Source organism: Pseudomonas sp. CFBP 13727 (assembly GCF_014841915.1).
GTDB classification, from domain to species: Bacteria; Pseudomonadota; Gammaproteobacteria; order Pseudomonadales; family Pseudomonadaceae; genus Aquipseudomonas; species Aquipseudomonas baltica.
The window spans coordinates 110737-126764 of record NZ_JACYUT010000001.1 but is presented as its reverse complement, the minus strand read 5'-3'; the positions used below and the strand labels follow the sequence as shown (position 1 = coordinate 126764).

General features: G+C 63.8%; 17 protein-coding genes. 8 read left to right on the top strand and 9 right to left on the bottom strand.

From position 1 onward, the window contains the following. Positions 1–4 precede the first annotated feature (4 nt). Both IFT76_RS00575 and IFT76_RS00570 read left to right on the top strand, forming a co-directional pair. On the top strand, positions 5–1012 hold the full coding sequence (locus IFT76_RS00575; protein WP_122478279.1) for an ATP-binding protein: 1008 nt from the start codon (positions 5–7) through the stop codon (positions 1010–1012). Then, positions 937–1668: a VWA domain-containing protein gene (locus IFT76_RS00570; RefSeq protein ID WP_192057100.1), complete on the top strand. Its 732-nt coding sequence runs from the start codon at positions 937–939 to the stop codon at positions 1666–1668. The genes IFT76_RS00575 and IFT76_RS00570 overlap by 76 nt, the downstream gene beginning before the upstream one ends. A gap of 2 nt (positions 1669–1670) precedes the next feature. On the opposite strand, the gene IFT76_RS00565 is transcribed toward IFT76_RS00570, so the two are convergent. Continuing rightward, a complete protein-coding gene (locus IFT76_RS00565; protein ID WP_192057099.1) occupies positions 1671–2363 on the bottom strand; it encodes a DUF421 domain-containing protein in 693 nt (230 codons plus the stop codon). A gap of 211 nt (positions 2364–2574) precedes the next feature. Here IFT76_RS00565 and IFT76_RS00560 point away from each other — a divergent pair, with 211 nt between their 5' ends. Continuing rightward, complete coding sequence (locus tag IFT76_RS00560; protein WP_192056073.1) at positions 2575–3504, top strand: sigma 54-interacting transcriptional regulator; 930 nt, start codon at positions 2575–2577, stop codon at positions 3502–3504. Positions 3505–3510: 6 nt separating this feature from the next. Here IFT76_RS00560 and IFT76_RS00555 read toward each other — a convergent pair whose 3' ends face one another. After that, positions 3511–4038: an AAA family ATPase gene (locus IFT76_RS00555; protein WP_192057098.1), complete on the bottom strand. Its 528-nt coding sequence runs from the start codon at positions 4036–4038 to the stop codon at positions 3511–3513. After that, complete coding sequence (pnuC, locus tag IFT76_RS00550) at positions 4035–4598, bottom strand: nicotinamide riboside transporter PnuC (protein ID WP_192057097.1); 564 nt, start codon at positions 4596–4598, stop codon at positions 4035–4037. The genes IFT76_RS00555 and pnuC overlap by 4 nt, the downstream gene beginning before the upstream one ends. Before the next feature lie 242 nt (positions 4599–4840). Between pnuC and IFT76_RS00545 the strand changes: the two genes are divergently transcribed. Next, entirely contained in the window at positions 4841–5671 is an 831-nt protein-coding gene (locus IFT76_RS00545; RefSeq protein WP_122478277.1) for an undecaprenyl-diphosphate phosphatase, read from the top strand. Continuing rightward, the gene (locus tag IFT76_RS00540; RefSeq protein WP_446731087.1) at positions 5658–6101 is read left to right on the top strand and encodes a DUF1294 domain-containing protein; all 444 of its coding nucleotides are present in this window, start codon (positions 5658–5660) and stop codon (positions 6099–6101) included. The genes IFT76_RS00545 and IFT76_RS00540 overlap by 14 nt, the downstream gene beginning before the upstream one ends. 23 nt (positions 6102–6124) lie before the next feature. On the opposite strand, the gene IFT76_RS00535 is transcribed toward IFT76_RS00540, so the two are convergent. Then, entirely contained in the window at positions 6125–6886 is a 762-nt protein-coding gene (locus tag IFT76_RS00535; protein ID WP_192057095.1) for an OBAP family protein, read from the bottom strand. Between the two features lie 246 nt (positions 6887–7132). On the opposite strand from IFT76_RS00535, the gene IFT76_RS00530 reads away from it, so the two are divergent. After that, complete coding sequence (locus IFT76_RS00530) at positions 7133–8170, top strand: alpha/beta hydrolase family protein (RefSeq protein WP_192057094.1); 1038 nt, start codon at positions 7133–7135, stop codon at positions 8168–8170. Here the strand turns inward: IFT76_RS00530 and IFT76_RS00525 are convergent. The 5 genes from IFT76_RS00525 to IFT76_RS00505 all read right to left on the bottom strand — a co-directional run bounded on the left by IFT76_RS00525 (position 8164) and on the right by IFT76_RS00505 (position 13744). Beyond that, on the bottom strand, positions 8164–9345 hold the full coding sequence (locus IFT76_RS00525; protein ID WP_185793352.1) for an MFS transporter: 1182 nt from the start codon (positions 9343–9345) through the stop codon (positions 8164–8166). The two genes, IFT76_RS00530 and IFT76_RS00525, sit on opposite strands and share 7 nt — an antisense overlap. A gap of 244 nt (positions 9346–9589) precedes the next feature. Then, a complete protein-coding gene (locus tag IFT76_RS00520) occupies positions 9590–10021 on the bottom strand; it encodes a DUF1810 domain-containing protein (protein ID WP_192057093.1) in 432 nt (143 codons plus the stop codon). 74 nt (positions 10022–10095) lie between these two features. Further along, positions 10096–10905: a DeoR/GlpR family DNA-binding transcription regulator gene (locus tag IFT76_RS00515; RefSeq protein WP_185793350.1), complete on the bottom strand. Its 810-nt coding sequence runs from the start codon at positions 10903–10905 to the stop codon at positions 10096–10098. 41 nt (positions 10906–10946) lie between these two features. Then, positions 10947–12296 (bottom strand): GntT/GntP/DsdX family permease, encoded by a 1350-nt coding sequence (locus IFT76_RS00510; RefSeq protein WP_185793349.1) that lies wholly within the window; start codon positions 12294–12296, stop codon positions 10947–10949. 74 nt (positions 12297–12370) lie between these two features. Further along, positions 12371–13744, bottom strand: a complete 1374-nt coding sequence (locus tag IFT76_RS00505) for a homoserine dehydrogenase (protein WP_192057092.1) — start codon at positions 13742–13744, stop codon at positions 12371–12373. A 241-nt stretch (positions 13745–13985) separates the two neighbouring features. Between IFT76_RS00505 and otnK the strand changes: the two genes are divergently transcribed. Continuing rightward, a complete protein-coding gene (gene otnK / locus IFT76_RS00500) occupies positions 13986–15275 on the top strand; it encodes a 3-oxo-tetronate kinase (protein WP_192057091.1) in 1290 nt (429 codons plus the stop codon). Next, positions 15272–15910 (top strand): 3-oxo-tetronate 4-phosphate decarboxylase, encoded by a 639-nt coding sequence (gene otnC, locus IFT76_RS00495; protein ID WP_192057090.1) that lies wholly within the window; start codon positions 15272–15274, stop codon positions 15908–15910. The genes otnK and otnC overlap by 4 nt, the downstream gene beginning before the upstream one ends. Positions 15911–16028: the final 118 nt, after the last annotated feature.

The following is a 16028-nucleotide window of genomic DNA, read 5'->3' as shown; positions in this document are numbered from 1 at the left end:
TGCAATGACCGACACTCTGCACTTTCCCCTGGCCGCCGTGGTCGCCGCCGATTCGCTGAAACTGGCGCTGTGTCTGGCCGCTATTGATCCGCGCATCGGTGGCGTGTTGATCGAAGGGCCACGGGGCATGGCCAAGAGCACCCTGGCGCGCGGGCTGGCCGATCTGCTCGCCGGTGGCCAGTTGGTGACCTTGCCGCTGGGTGCCAGCGAGGACCGCCTGGTCGGCACGCTCGACCTGGAAGCGGCGCTGGGCGAAGGGCGGGCACGCTTCTCGCCAGGCGTGCTGGCCAAGGCCGACGGTGGCGTGCTGTACGTGGATGAGGTGAACCTGCTCGCCGATCACCTGGTCGACCTGTTGCTCGACGTCGCTGCCAGCGGCGTCAACCGCATCGAGCGCGATGGCATCTCCCACGCCCATCCGGCGCGCTTCGTGCTCATCGGTACCATGAACCCCGAGGAAGGCGAGTTGCGTCCGCAGCTGCTCGACCGCTTCGGCTTCAACGTTGCCCTGGATGGCCAGCCCGCGCCGGCCGAACGCAGCCAGATCATTCGCCGCCGTCTGGCATTCGACAGCGACCCCCAGGCGTTCTGCGCGCAGTGGGCTGCCGCGCAGGCGGCGCTGCGGCTGCGTTGCCAACAGGCGCGGGAGCGTCTCGAGTCGATTCCGCTGAGCGACCAGGCGCTTGAATCGATCACCACCCGTTGCTTCGCCGAAGGCGTGGACGGCCTGCGCGCCGACCTGGTCTGGCTGCGCGCGGCGCGCGCCCATGCGGCCTGGCGCGGCGGCGACGCTATCCTCGACGAAGACGTCGACGCGGTTGCCGAGTTCGCCCTGCGCCATCGCCGCCAGGCTAGCCGGCCGCCAGAGTCCAGCGCAACACCGCCACCGCCGCCCGCTGCCAGCGCTGCGCAACCCTCCGACCCCGGTCAAGGCCAGTGGGGCGACATGCCGGCGCAGGCCGTTCCGGTGGGCGAACGGCGCACGGTGCCGAGCTGGCCAAAAAAGCCCTGAGCATCCGTCCGCGCCCGGCGGATGCTCGGCCCGGCAAGGGCAACCTCGAACAAGGGCGGCAAGGCGCGGCGCGCGCGGCATCGGCTGGCAAGGTCGACTGGCCGGCTACCCTGCTGCAGGGGCGGCCGCGCCAACGTGACGACCTGCGTTGGCAACAGCGTCGCAGTGCCGCCCAGCAGCTATGGCTGGTGGTGGTGGATGCATCGGCTTCGACCCGCCGACATGGCGCCATGGCCGAGGCCAAGGGCGTGCTGGCCCAGGTCTTCGACGATGCCTACCGGCAACGCGCCCGGTTGGCGCTGCTCACCGCCAGCGGCACCGGGCCGGCCTGGCAATGCCACGGTTTGAAGGCTTCGGCGGCATTGCAGCCCTGGCTGGCCGAGCTGGGCGCAGGCGGCGGCACGCCACTGCTGGCAGCACTGGACCAGGCTCGCGAATGGCTGCAACAGCGCGCACGCCAGCACCCCCAGGAAGCACAACGCTGCCTGGTGTTCACCGACGGGCGTCTGAAGTCACTGGAAGGCGCAGTGCCAATGGCCTGCCCGGCATTGCTGGTGGACATGGAGAAGGGCCCGATCCGGCTGGGTCGCGCCCGCGCTCTGGCCGCGGCGCTGAACGCCGAGTACCAGCATCTGGACGACTTGCCGCGGCGGTAGCCTCAGGCCGCCCGTGGATTGCAGAGCGCCTTGCTCCACACCGGATTGTCGCAACGCGGGCAGGGCAGGGCCTGCTGGTGAACCAGGGTTTCCAGGTGGCCGCAATACTCGCAGGCATACAGGTCCTCGCGATCGGCCTTGGTCAGCGACTCCCGATGCTCGGGCGGGAGGATCGACAACCCAGGCTTTACATCCTCGCGTTCGTGGAAGTACAGGCTGACGTCACCATTCACCTCGAGGATACCCAGCCGCACCTGGCCCAGGTGCTCGACGCCGCGAAGGCGCAGTTCCATCAGGAACTCGGCGTGGGTGATGTTGCCGCTCTGCAGCGCCTTGAGCTCGAACACACCGTCGCGAATGATCAGAAACGGCTTGCCCTCCAACCATTCGCCAAAGCGGCCGCTGCGCTCGGTCAAAAAGGTGGTGAGGCGATACAAGATGATCATCGCCAGGAACACCACCAGCACGGGCAATACGGGTACGTCCTCGTAGAAGGTCACATCGCCAGCCGCCGAGCCCAGGGTCAGGATCACCACCAGCTCGAACAGCGACAGCTGGCGCACCCCCCGCCGTCCGGCGATTTTCAGAAACAGGAAGACCACCACATAGGCCATGAGCGTACGCGCGACCACCTCGCCCAGAAACCCCGTGTTGACATCACCCAGCAGCACACGGTGCCAATCGAACGCGTTCATGCTCATCCTTGCCGATACCGAAAAACGGCGATTGTACACCGGCGTCGCGCGGGCTCCGCGAGACGTATCGCTGACGCGCCAATGTCGCGCGACGACGATCCATGACCAGCGCGAAGGGGTTAAACGTCAATTTTCCGTTACCGTTTTGGCACAACTTGCAAGCCGCTGTTTTTGATGTATTTTCCCGAACACGTCCCAGCAAGGAAAGGCCATGCCTGTGAATTCGAACGCCTACCCCTGCGAGCCTTGCGGACTGTTGGGCGATAGTCAGCCCATGCGCGACTTGTACAAGCTCATCAACAAATTCTCGACCACCGATTCCCCGGTCTTGATCCGGGGTGAAGCGGGTACCGGCAAGCAGTTGATCGCCCGCGCATTGCACCAGCAGTCTGCGCGCCGACTGCAGCCCTTCATCGTCTTCGACTGCCAGGCCCGTGCCCACCGCCCGGGCCAGACGCCACTCTTCGCGCCTGGCTGTGGCGAGACCAATGTGCACCCGTTGTCCGGCAGCGTGCTGCAAGCCGCCCATCGCGGTACCTTGCTGCTCGAGCAGGTGCATGGCTTGCCGCTGGACATCCAGGAGCAACTGCTGCGGTTTCTGCAGCGCAAGGGCTCAGGCGAGGTGGACGTGCGCGTGGTGGCCACCAGCGACAGCGACCTGGCAGGCGCCATGCGCAAGGGGCAGCTGCGTGAAGATCTCTATTACCGGCTCAACGTGCTGGAGATCGTCGCGGTACCGTTGCGCGAACGCTACGGCGACCTGGCCATGCTGGCCAATCATTTCGCCCAACGCTACAGCCGCGAGAACGGTCGGCGCCATCGCCCGTTCAGCCAGGAGGCGCTGATTGCCATGGGCGAGCATGACTGGCCGGGCAATGTCCGCGAGTTGTCCACCCGGGTTCGCCAGGCCCAGGCACTGGCCCACGGCAACCAGATCGAAGCCGGGGACCTGGGGCTGGGCACCGAGACCCTGGTCGCTGCGCCTTTGGGGACGCTGCAGGATTACAAGCACCGCGCCGAGCGTCAGGCGCTGGGCGACGTGCTGCTGCGCCATGGCGGCAACCTGAGCACGGCGGCCAGGGTGCTTGGCGTGTCGCGCCCGACGCTGTATCGCCTGCTGCACAAACACCACATGCGCTGACGCATGCTAGGGTTGATCCAGAACATGCCGAATGCTCGCCAGCACCTGTGTTTCACGCGCTTGCCAATCTCCGCTGATGACGGTGCAAGGCAGCGCGTGGGCCAGCAGCCAGGCCCAGCTTTGGGCAAAGAAGGCCTGGCGCTGGGACAGCTCGGGTTGACAGCGCTGGCCATCGGCAGTCCATTCCACGCCCTCTGGCGAGAGCAGCAAATGCGCGTCGTAGTGCCGTTGCAGCAGCGCCGTTTCCAGCCACGCCGGGCAGTTGCCGAACAAGGTCTCACTCCAGAGCATATTGCTCAGCAAGTGGGTGTCGAGCACCAGCAACGCCGGTTGCGCGCGGCGGGCGGCATCTTCCCAGGCCAATTGGCCGCGAGCGATGGCGTCGATGTCGGCGTAGCAGGTATCACGCTGTTCGCGGCCGATGAAGTGGCGCACGTATTCGCCCACCACCACCGCACCCAGTTGCACCCGCATGCGTTCGGCCAGCCAGCTCTTGCCCGACGATTCGGGCCCGCACAGCACCACGACCTTCATGCGGCCACCGCCACGCTCTTGCGCCACTGGTGCCAGCCATGAATGGCCAGCAGCAGGAACAGTGCGTACAACCCTGCCGTCAGGTACAGCGCCTGATGCACGAACAAGCCGACGAAAATCGCATCGAGGACGATCCACAGCGGCCAGCACTGCTCGCGCTTGGTGGCCATCCACCACTGTGCGACCAGGCTGAAGCCGGTCAGCAGGGCGTCCAGCCACGGCTGGCTGGCGTCGCTCCAGGTGGCCATCGCCGCTCCCAGCGCAAGCCCTGCGACCAGGCCGATGAGCAAACCGCCGAGCAGCGGCGCTGGTGCCAGGCGCGTGACCGGTCGACCATTGGCCGTCGATGCACCACGGGTCCAGTGCCACCACCCGTACACCTGCACGCCCGCGTACACCACCTGCAACAGCATGTTGGAGTACAGCTTGTAGTCATAAAACACATACGAATAGATCAGTACCATGACCAGGCCGATCGGCCAGCACAGCCAATTCTGCTTGACGGTCAACCACACCGCGATCACGCCCAGCGTGGCGGCGAACAATTCCAAAGGCGACATGGACAATCCCTGGCAGGTGCATGCAATGCATCGAAGGCCGGGATTGTAACCTGCGCCACACTCGCGGCGCGCGTTGCGTGCCGTGGACCTGCCGTAAAGATGAAACTTCAACTCAATCAACGCTCGACGGCGCCGGCATGCGGATTTGCACGACCTGCTCTGATAGCATCGCGGGGCCCGACGGCAATGAGTTCTATTAAACAGACAGGACCGCGCCAGGCGCGCGTCCAATTGGGGGAATGATGGATTTTTGGACCGCCATGCAGGCGTTGATTCTGGGCATCGTGGAAGGCTTGACCGAGTTCCTGCCTATCTCCAGCACGGGCCATCAGATCATCGTGGCCGACCTGATCGGCTTCGGAGGCGAGCGGGCGATGGCCTTCAATATCATCATCCAGCTGGGTGCGATACTGGCCGTAGTGTGGGAGTTTCGCCGCAAGATCCTCGAAGTCGTCACCGGCTTGCCGACCCAGCGCAATGCGCAGCGCTTCACCATCAACCTGCTGATCGGCTTTCTGCCTGCAGTGGTGCTGGGGGTGATATTCGCCGACAAGATCCACGAATACCTGTTCAACCCCATCACCGTGGCCGTGGCGCTGGTGCTTGGCGGCTTCGTCATGCTGTGGGCCGAGAAGCGCGAACATGCCGTGCGGGTTCACCACGTCGATGACATGCACTGGAGCGATGCGCTCAAGGTCGGCTTTGCCCAATGCCTGGCGATGATTCCCGGCACTTCGCGCTCGGGCTCGACCATCATCGGTGGCCTGCTGTTCGGTCTGTCGCGCAAGACGGCCACCGAGTTCTCGTTTTTCCTGGCCATGCCGACCATGGTCGGCGCCGCGGTGTACTCCGGCTACAAGTTCCACCATCTGTTTCAGCCAGCGGACTTCCCGGTGTTTGCGCTGGGCTTCGTGGTCTCGTTCATCTTCGCGATGATCGCAGTGCGCGGCCTGCTCAAGTTCATCGCCACCCATAGCTACGCGGTGTTCGCCTGGTACCGCATCGCCTTCGGCCTGATCATCCTGGCCACCTGGCAGTTCGGCTGGATCGACTGGTCCAGTGCGCAGGGCTGAACCGGCGTCGCGCCGGGCGCCGTCACCGCTGCGCGGCGGGCAGCAGCGTCCCGTGCGATTCCTGGCGCTGAAACTTACGGCCTTCATCCTGCTATGCCTGTTGCCGTTCCTGGGCGTATTGCGCCTGGTACTGGCCGGGCACCCGGTGCTGCTGGCAGTCTATGCCCTGATGAGTCTGCTTGCGGTCGGGTTGTACTGGCATGACAAGCGCCGCGCCACGGTGCAGGGCCAGCGCATTCCGGAAAGACTGCTGCACGGCGTCGAGCTGCTCGGCGGCTGGCCGGGTGCGCTGCTCGCCCAGCAACTGTTCCGGCACAAGACGCGCAAGGTGTCCTATCAACTGGTGTTCTGGCTGATCGTCGCGCTTCACCAGGCGTTCTGGTTCGATCAGGTCATTTTTGCCGGACAGCACCTGGGTATCACGTTCTGACGCCCGGCTCTGCACTTGCAGGCTCAATGCGCGTGACGACTGCCGGTGGGATCCTGGATCTGGACGACGCGACCCTTGCTCCAGGCGTCGGCGCCTGGGTCTATCGCCGGCGCGGGGATATCGGCGCGGGCCGCTTTCTTGCTGTCGCTGTCGACACCGAAGCGTTTGTCGCGCTCGCGCACCAGCGCCGGATCGATCTGACCATCAGCGGTGAAACCCATCATCAGTTGCGGTACGCCCAAGGGCAGCTGCTTGTCCAGATCGGTGTGCCAGGTATGCCAGGTCTTGCCGTAGGTGCTCACCAGTTTTTCCATCAGGGCATGTTCGGCCGGCGCGGGAATGCCCGGCGCTATCAGTTGGCCGGACTTCACTTCGTGGACGTGGCTGTGCCACAACGCTTTCTCGGCCGTGGGCAGTTTGGCGAAGAGCCCGGCGCTGATGATGTATTCGACGCCCATCAGTTTTGCATCCTTGACGTTACCGTCATAAATGACGCACTGAATCACTTCTTCATTGAGGATGGCGCAATAGTGATGGGCTTCCATCTGCGCGCCGGGGTGTCCATTGTAGAAATGAAAGCCGTCCAGGTAGGCGTTCAACTCATCGATGGGTGGGCGCGACTGCAGCGCGTTGGCGCCAGCGTCCAGGGTCTTGGTCAGCGCCGTGGCCGGCGCGCCGGGCGCGTCCACCTTGGATGCGCTGTTATTGCCGGCGCAGCCCGCGATGGCGAGGGCGGCAAGGCACGTCAACGAGGTGCGCGTGGCAAGGGCCTTTCGAGTGTTCATGCTGGAATCCTTTTCATGGGGGCGAAGCGCAGCCAAGGCTCTGGGAGCAGTGGCCGGCAACACTTCAGGGGTACCTTCATAGAGCCGGACCGCGGACGAGGGTTCAGCCGAGCAGACTCTGGTTGCGGTCAGTGGAGGGTTTTCAGCCGCGCCTGCGTAATATTTCACGGAACCGGCGTGTGACTTGGCCCATCCTATGCTGTGTCAGAACCTACCCCCGAGGTTTTGCCAAGGAAGAGCGCCGCGATGGTCCGTCGTTGTGCAGTATTGGTTTTTCTGCTGCTGTTGAGCCTGTTTTCGGTGCAGGCTCAAGCGCTTCCCCATGCCCGCTGGAACGTGGGTTATCACCTGCTGACCTTCAACGACCCGCTCGACGACCAGCCCATGCAAGCCTATGCCTTCTACCCCACCCAGGGACGTACGCATCCGGCCCGATTGGGCGGCTACAGCATCGACGCGCAGCAGGATGCCCCGATCGCCATCGGTCGCTTCCCGCTGCTGATGCTGTCCCACGGCAACACCGGCACCCCCTTGGCCTTGCACGATCTGATCACTGCACTGACGCGCAAGGGCTTCGTGGTGGTGGCGGTGGTCCATCCGGGTGACAACGCCCAGGATCACAGCCGTTTGGGCAAGCTCAGCAATCTGTACGGGCGGCCACTGCAGATCTCCCAGGCGATCAGCGCAGCGTTGGGCGATTCGATGTTGTCGCCTTTCGTCAATGCCAACGCAGTTGGGGTGATCGGCTATTCCGCAGGTGGCGAGACGGCATTGATCCTCTCCGGCGCGCGCCCCGACCTGCAGCGCTTGCGCAAGTACTGCGAAGAGCGGCCCTACGACGCCGATGCCTGCCAGACCCGTGGTGAACTGGAAGCCGACCGCGACGACCTGAACCCCGAAGCCGACCCACGGGTACGCGCGCTGTTGTTGATGGCGCCGTTGAGCCTGATGTTCGGTCGCCAGACCCTGGCTGAAGTCCATTTGCCAACCCTGATCTACAGCGGCGATAACGATCAACTGGTGGCCATCGACAAGAATGCCGAGGCGCTGGCGCGCAAGCTGCCGGGAAACACGGACTATCGACTGCTCCCCGGCGCCGGTCACTTTGTTTTCATGGCGCCATGCACGGACGAGCAACGCGACTCCTCGCCGGCCCTGTGTACCGATGCCGACGGCGTGGACCGTGAAGGTATCCACCGCGACCTGATCCACGAAGCCGGCAAGTTCTTCACGCACACCCTGGGTCGGCCTTCACGCGCGGGCCTGCAGACCGCCGATCACTGATCCTGGCGCGACAGCCACGCAGTGAGCCCCAGTGCCGCCAGGGACAGCCCGGCGGCCAGAGCGAAAATCGATCCATAGCCGAATCCGGCCGCTACTGCGCCCATCACCGGTCCGGCAATCGCCAGGGCCAAATCGAAGAACACCGCGAAGGCGCTCAAGCCTGCACCGCGGCTGGTGCCCGGTACCTTGTGGATGGCCAGCACCCCCAGCGCTGGATAGACCAGCGACAACCCCAAACCGGCCAGCGCTGCACCCGCGAGCGTGAAGGTCGGCGAGGGCGCGAGCCAGAGCAGGCTCAACCCGACCACCTCCGTGGCGATACAGGCCATGGCCACCGTCGAGCCGCCCAGGTGATTGATGCTGTTGATGAACACCAGGCGCGCCGCAATGAAGCTGATGCCGAAGGCGGTCAGGCACCAGGCCGCGCCTTCCCAGCCGCGCTCCACGTAGTAGAGGGTGATGAACGTGGTGAGGGTGCCGTAGCCGATCGACGCCAGCATCAGGCTCATCCCGTGCGGTGCGACCCGGCCGAAGGCCGCCCAGAACGGCATGCGTTCGCCACGCACCACGGGCGCGGCAGGCGTATCGTGGATCATCCACAGCGCCAGCGCGCTCAATAGCATCAGGGCGATGCCCAAGGTCCAGAAGCCGGCGAACCCCACCATCAGCACGCCCAGCGGCGCGCCGATGGCGATTGCGCCATAGGAGGCGATGCCATTCCAGGAAATCACCTTGGCCATGTGTTCGGCGCCGACGCGGCTGATGCCCCAGCTGCTGGTGCCCACGCCGATTGCACCCTGGGACAGTCCGAGGACCACACGCCCGGCGATCAACACCCCCAGGCTCCACTGCGGCACGCTGTGCAGGAACACGGATACGAAGGTCAGCGCGCCGCTGATACCGATACCGATCAAGCCGTAGACGATGGTACGTTTGGTGCCCAGGGCATCGGCCATACGCCCGGCACTCGGGCGGCTGAGCAGGGTGGCCAGGTACTGCGCGCCGATCACCACGCCAGCCGCTACGGCGCTGAAGCCCAGCTGATCGTGAACGTAACCCGGCAACACGGCAATCGGCAGCCCGATGGAGATGAAGGCAATGAAGGTGTAGAAGACGATGGAGATGATTTGCAGGTTGATGGACGACGAAGGGGTAGGGTGGGCAGACTCGGTCATGGGCTCGTTCGCAGGCGTGCGCTTGAGGTCCCCTCGGACAGGGAACGTTGGTTAAAGCAAAGCAGGCTATCGATTATTTGCAACTCTTCGACACAACACGACGCTGCTACAACCACAACGCAAGCCGCGTCATCGCAGATGGCGCGGCTTGCACGAATCCCTGTAGCAGCGGCGCAAGCCGCGTCCCGGTTCGCCGCGCTGCGTCAGGCACACCACAGTGGCCATGACGCGGCTCGCGCCGCTGCTACAGGGGCTGTTCCAGCAGCGCAACGGTTTTCTCGTCGGGCTCACCGTTGAAGAACCGGTCGAGCAGTTGCTGGAAGCACGCCTGCTCAGGTGCGACGCTGGCAAACAAGGTCATGCATGAACGCAGTTTCATATCATCGGGACTGCCGAACATGGCTGTCACGCTCTTGCCTGAATGCTCGAGCACGGTCCGTGTGCACTCCAGAAGCCGAGCGCCCAGTAACGGATCGTGCAGATAGGCCACTGCTTCGGCAGCGCCGCTGATCGCATAGAAACGCGCCGTCTCGCTCCGCCCCAGGCCCGCCAGTTGGGGAAAGACGAACCACATCCAGTGAGTGCGCTTGCGGCCGCTGCGCAATTCTTCGAGGACATCGGAGTACACCGCGCGTTGGGCGTCGATGAAGCGGTTCAGATCGAAGGTGTCGTTCATGGCAGGTACTTCCCGCAGGAATTGTGTGCAATTGTGGCCGCTGTCAGGCAGTGGAGTTCCATCTACCCGTATCGTCACTCTTGGGCCAACAGTACTTCCACGCCCAGCTTGCGGATCGCCTCGGCTGCCACGTCAGTCAACTCGCTGTCGCTGATGACCACATCGAACTGCTCGAGCCCGGCGATCTTGTACATCCCGAACGTACCGTATTTGGAACTGCTGGTGATGAGCACCCGCTGAGACGCCGACTGCATCGCCACCTGCTTGACCTCGACCTTGAGCGCCGAAGGCGTGGTGATGCCCCGTTGCAGGTCCCAGGAACTGGTGGACATGAAGGCAATATCGGTCGCCAGCTGGCGCAATGTGGCCACTGCCAAACCACCCACGCACGAGCGGTTGGGATGGTCGAGCAGGCCGCCGGTATGAATCACGTCCACATGTAGCGCTTCGGCCAGAGCATGAACGATGCCGAAGTCGTTGGTCACCACGGTCATGCCCGAGAGGGCCGCGATATGCGGAACAACCTCCAGTGTGCTAGTGCCAGCATCCAGATACACCGTCATGTCATCGTGTAACAAACCTGCGGCGAGCCTTGCCATCGCCTGTTTCTGCGGCTGCTCGGCGACCGCCTTGGACTGATGGCTGGGTTCGCTGTGCAACTGGCTGGCAATGCGCACGCCACCGGGCACCGAGTAGGCGCGGCCTTCCTGCTCCAACACACTGATATCGCGGCGCACGGTCATGTGCGAGCAATCGAACATTTCCGTCAGTTGGTGCACGCTGAGCACCTGGTGCTTGCGCAACTGGCGCAGGATCTGTTCCCGGCGCTGGTCGGGAATCATCGGTGCGGCGCCAGTGATGGCGAGGTCCTCGTCGGTGGGCATTCAGGCTCCGGGGCGTGCAGGCAGATGGTCAGGCGGCCATCTTAGCGAATCACCGCTTCGATCAATAGAACGCCGATCAAACCGATCACTGATTGCAGGCACAGCATCAGGGTCCAGGTGCGGAAGGTCTGAGCCACACTGAGTTGGAAGTACTCCTTGAACAGCCAGAAACCCGAGTCATTGACGTGGGAGAGCATCACGGCACCCGAGGCGGTGGCCAGTACCAACAGCTCCGGTGACAGGCCCGGATAGGCTAGTGCCAGGGGCGCGACGATCCCGGTGGCAGCGACGGTGGCGACTGTCGCAGAACCGACGCAGATGCGCAGCAGTGCCGCGATACCCCAGCTTAGAATCAGCGGATTGACCGCCCAGCCAGAAGCATGGTGAGTGATCAGTGCATCCAGGTGAATGGTAGTGAGCATTTCCTTGAAGCCACCGCCAGCGCCCAGAATCATCACGATCGCGCCCAGCGGTGCCAGGCCCTGGCTGGCCATCTTCTGCACCTGGCCCAGGTTGAATCCGGCACGCAGGCCCAAGGCGAAGAAGGCAAAGATGACCGCGATCAACAACGACAGGATCGGGTTGTTCAGGGCGTTGAATACCCCGTAGGCCATCGAGCCCTTGACGCTGAAGGCCAAGCCCAGGGTGCCAACCAGCATCAAGCCGGGCGGCAGCAGCACGGCGATGATCGATGACAGCAGCGACACCTGGTTTTGATCCGGGCTGACTTCCCGCGCGCCCACTGGGCCTGCGCTGAGGTCGGGCGCCGGGCCGAACCAGGGGCTGATCAGGCGGGTGAAGATCGGGCCGCAGATGATCGCCGTGGGTACGGCGATCAGCAGGCCATAAAAGATGGTCAGTCCGGTATTGGCATGGAACGCTGCGACCGCCAGCGTCGGGGCCGGGTGCGGCGGCAGCAGACCGTGAGACACGTACAGGCCGGCGGCCAGGGGCAGACCTATGTAAAGCAGATGGCTATTGGTGCGCTTTGCCACCGTATAGACCAGCGGGGCCAGCATGATGAAGCTGACGTCGAACAGGTGCGGCATGCCGATCAGCAAGGCGGCGGCGCAGATCGCCCAGGGCGCGTACTGCACCGGACGCTGGCCGATAAAGGCATTGGCGATGCGGTCGGCGCCACCCGAGCCCAGCAGGATACCGCCCAGCAGCGTACCCAGGCCGATCACCGGGCCGGTCTTGGCCAGCGCCGAGCCGAAGCCCTTGGCGAAGCTGTCGATGGTCTCGCCGGCGCCCGCACCACTGAGCAGGCCAAGGCCGATCGCGGTAAGGGTCAGGGCCAGGAACGGGTTGAGCTTGAGCTTGGTGATGAGCAGGATCAACACCACGATGGCGCCGGCGGCCATCGCGAAAATCAGCAGTTCGCTATTCATGTTTTTATGGAACCTGTGAAGTGGACGTCGGTGCCCGTGTCGGGCACCGGTATCGGCTGAAAGCCGCTGTGCGATCAGGCCGATTGCAGGCCGGTCTGCCAGGCGCGGTGCAGTTCATCGTTGTACTGCCCGATGTCACTCATCAGCAGCAACTCGCCGGCTTTGATGTCCCGCGCGGCGGTGGCGTGGGCTGCCAGGTACAACGGAGCGATATCGTCGGGGGCATCCGAACGCCCGATCAGCACGGCCTGCACACCGGTGACGTCGTGGTGGTGGCCACCCATTTTCAGCACGGTGCCTGCGGCGATATCGATCGTGGCGCGTCCGGCCAGAATGGTCGACTGGCTCGGTTTGTCGGTGCCCGACGCACGTTTGTGCAGCACAGCGTTGAGCAGGGTGATCGGCGTTTCCACACCCATGAAGTGGTAGGGCAGGTACAGGCAGGCGTAACGTCCGTTACGGCTGACCACGTGGCCTTTCTGCGCGAGCAATTCCCAGGTCGGTTTGTCGTGGGTGCGGATGATCACGAACACACCCCCGGCAAAGCTCGCCTCGTCGGGTAGACGCAGCACGTTGAACACCTCGATCACGCCGCTGCGACCCAGCACACCACCGTCTTCGCGCAAGGCGTAGATGTCGGCCAGTTCGCTGGTACGAGCAATCGGGTAGTGCAGCAGTTCCACGTCCGGCACCAGGCCGGTGTTGGTAGCCACCACCGACATTTCGCAATAGTCGGCGGTGGCGGACGTCTTCAGGCCATTCAAGGCGGCGCGGCGTGCTGCAAGGGTGGCTGGAATGTCATCGCCCAGGCGCAGCAATTCGCCCATGGCTGGCGTGGAAATGGTGGTATCAAGCTGGGTGATGCTGCCGTCCTCGGGGTTGAACACCAGATCGTATTCACTGGACTTGCCCGCTGCGACGATGTCCAGCTTGAGCACACGCGCCCAGCTGACCCAGCCGATCAGGTTGGCCGGCTGATCGCCGTCGGCGGTGGTGTAGACCACATCGTGTTGTGCGGCAAGGCGGGACAGGGCGATACCCGCAACCGAGTCCACTTCCTTGCTGACCATGGCGACGTGACGACCGTCCTCGATGGCGCGCCGGGCGACCTGGTAGCCAATCGCGGGGTTGCCGGTGGCTTCCACCAGGATGTCGTAGCGGGCAGCCTGCAGCAGGGCGACGTCGGCGACCAGCACAATGGCATCGGACGGTGCGCTGGCAACCGCCGCCGCATCCTTGCAGATGTACAGCTGTTCTGCGGCAAAGCCTAGTTCGACGCACAACCCATGCAGGCCGGGCACGTCCAGGTCGCACAGAACGGCGGGGACCAGGTTGGGCATCAGTTGCGTCTGGGCCAGCAAGGTGCGCGAGAAACCACCCTTGGCGCCGGTGAGTGCGTAACGTACGGCCTGGCCGGCTTGTGCAGCGAACAGCAATTCGAAATTCATGGTTCGTCCTCGGTGAAGGGAAAATCGGCAGCGACCACCGGATGAACAATATTTGTTATGGATTCGTAGCTCCCGAGTGACAGCACGATAGTGCGGTTTTCACATTAAGGTCAATTTATTTAACATGGATTAACACTAAGCTTGCTTTCGCTTGTAGTATTGGGTCATTGAATCGCTCAGATGAACCAATAATTAACATGCGCCGTGCCCGCCACGGTGACCTGTGCAGGAGATGCCACTCATGACCGCTGTCCATCGCCCGCTGCTCGGCTGCATTGCCGACGACTTCACCGGTGCTACCGATCTCGCCAACATCCTGGTGCGCGGCGGCATGCGCACGGTGCAATCGATTGGCGTTCCAGACAGTGATCTGGCCGAGTTCGCCGAGGCGGATGCCGTCGTCATTGCTCTAAAATCCCGTACCACGTCGGCGGCCAGCGCCGTAGCCGAATCGTTGCGGGCGCTGGCGTGGCTGCGCGAGCGTGGCTGCCAACAGTTCTTCTTCAAATACTGCTCGACGTTCGATTCGACCGCAGCGGGCAACATTGGCCCGGTCACCGAGGCACTCCTGGAAGCCCTCGGCAGCGATTTCACCATCGCCTGTCCGGCGTTCCCGGAGACCGGCCGCACCCTGTTCCGCGGTCATCTGTTCGTTCAGGACAGCCTGCTCAATGAATGCGGCATGCAGCACCACCCGCTCACACCGATGAAAGATGCCAACCTGGTCCGCGTGCTGGACGAGCAGACCACCGGCGCGGTGGGTCTGCTGCGCTACGACGTGGTTGGGCAGGGCGCCTCTGCGGTGGCCATGCGTATGGACGAACTGCGAGCCGAAGGCGTGCGCGTGGCCATTGCCGATGCCGTGAGTGACGACGATCTACAGACGCTGGGGCGTGCCTGCGCCGGGCTGGCGTTGATCACCGGCGGCTCGGGCGTCGCTCAGGGCCTGCCGGAGAACTTCCGCCGCCAGGGCCTGTTGCGCACAGGCGACGCATCCGCCATGCCGGTCATCGAAGGCCGTGCCGTGGTGTTGGCAGGCAGTACCTCCAAGGCTACCAACGGGCAGGTCGCTGCCTGGCTGGAAGCAGGTCGCCCGGCCTTTCGCATCGACCCCCTTGCAATCGCACGAGGCGAACCGGTCGTAGCCCAGGCTGTAGCGTTCGCCGACCGTGACCCAGCGGTGCTGATCTACGCCACCAGCAGCCCCGAGCGAGTGGCTGCCGTGCAACGGGAGTTGGGTGCCGAACACGCAGGCGCCATGATCGAAGCGGCGCTGGGCGAGGTCGCAACACAACTGCAAGGCAAGGGCTGGCGCCGGTTCGTCATCGCGGGCGGGGAAACTTCCGGTTCTGTGGTGCAGGCGTTGCGCGTCAAAGGCTTGCGTATCGGCCGGCAGATCGATCCTGGCGTGCCGGCTACCGTAGCCTTTGGCGGCTCCAATGCGCTTGCGCTGACGCTCAAGTCAGGCAACTTTGGCAGCGTGGACTTTTTTGCCAAGGCGCTGGCTTGCCTGGCGGGAGATTTTTCGTGAGAAATGAAAACGAGCTGCGCGAAGAAATCTGTGAAGTCGGCCTGAGCCTGTTCGGGCGTGGTTATACCGTCGGCAGCGCCGGCAACATCAGTGCCCGCCTCGACGACGGTTGGCTGATCACCCCTACCGATGCCTGTCTCGGAAGGCTGCAGCCCCACGCCATTGCCAAGGTCACCACGGCGGGTGAATGGGTCAGCGGTGACAAACCTTCCAAGACCCTGGCCCTGCACCGGCAAGTTTACGACCGAAACCCAGGAGTCAACGGCGTGGTCCACACCCACTCCACTCATCTGGTGGCCCTCACTTTGGCTGGGGTGTGGAGCGCGCAGGACATTTTGCCGCCGCTCACGCCTTATCAGGTCATGAAGGTGGGCCGCATCCCGTTGATCCATTACCAGCGTCCAGGCTCGCCCGACGTGGCGACGCAAGTTGCCGCACTGGCCGATCAGGTGAGGGGAGTCATGCTGGAACGGCTGGGCCCGGTTGTCTGGGAAAGCTCGGTGTCAAAGGCCAGCCATGCATTGGAAGAGCTGGAGGAAACCGCCCGGCTGTGGCTGATGACCGAGCCACGACCTGCGCCCTTGAGCCAGGCAGCCGTCGAAGAACTCAAGAGGGTGTTCGGTTGCGCCTGGTGAGGCATTGACCCTACTTGTGAAAAGGCCATCGTTGGGCTTTACTGGAACCAGCGTCCTACAAAAATCACAAGAGACGAAGCTGATGAGCAATTCCGTGAAGATTCGCAAAAGCGACAGC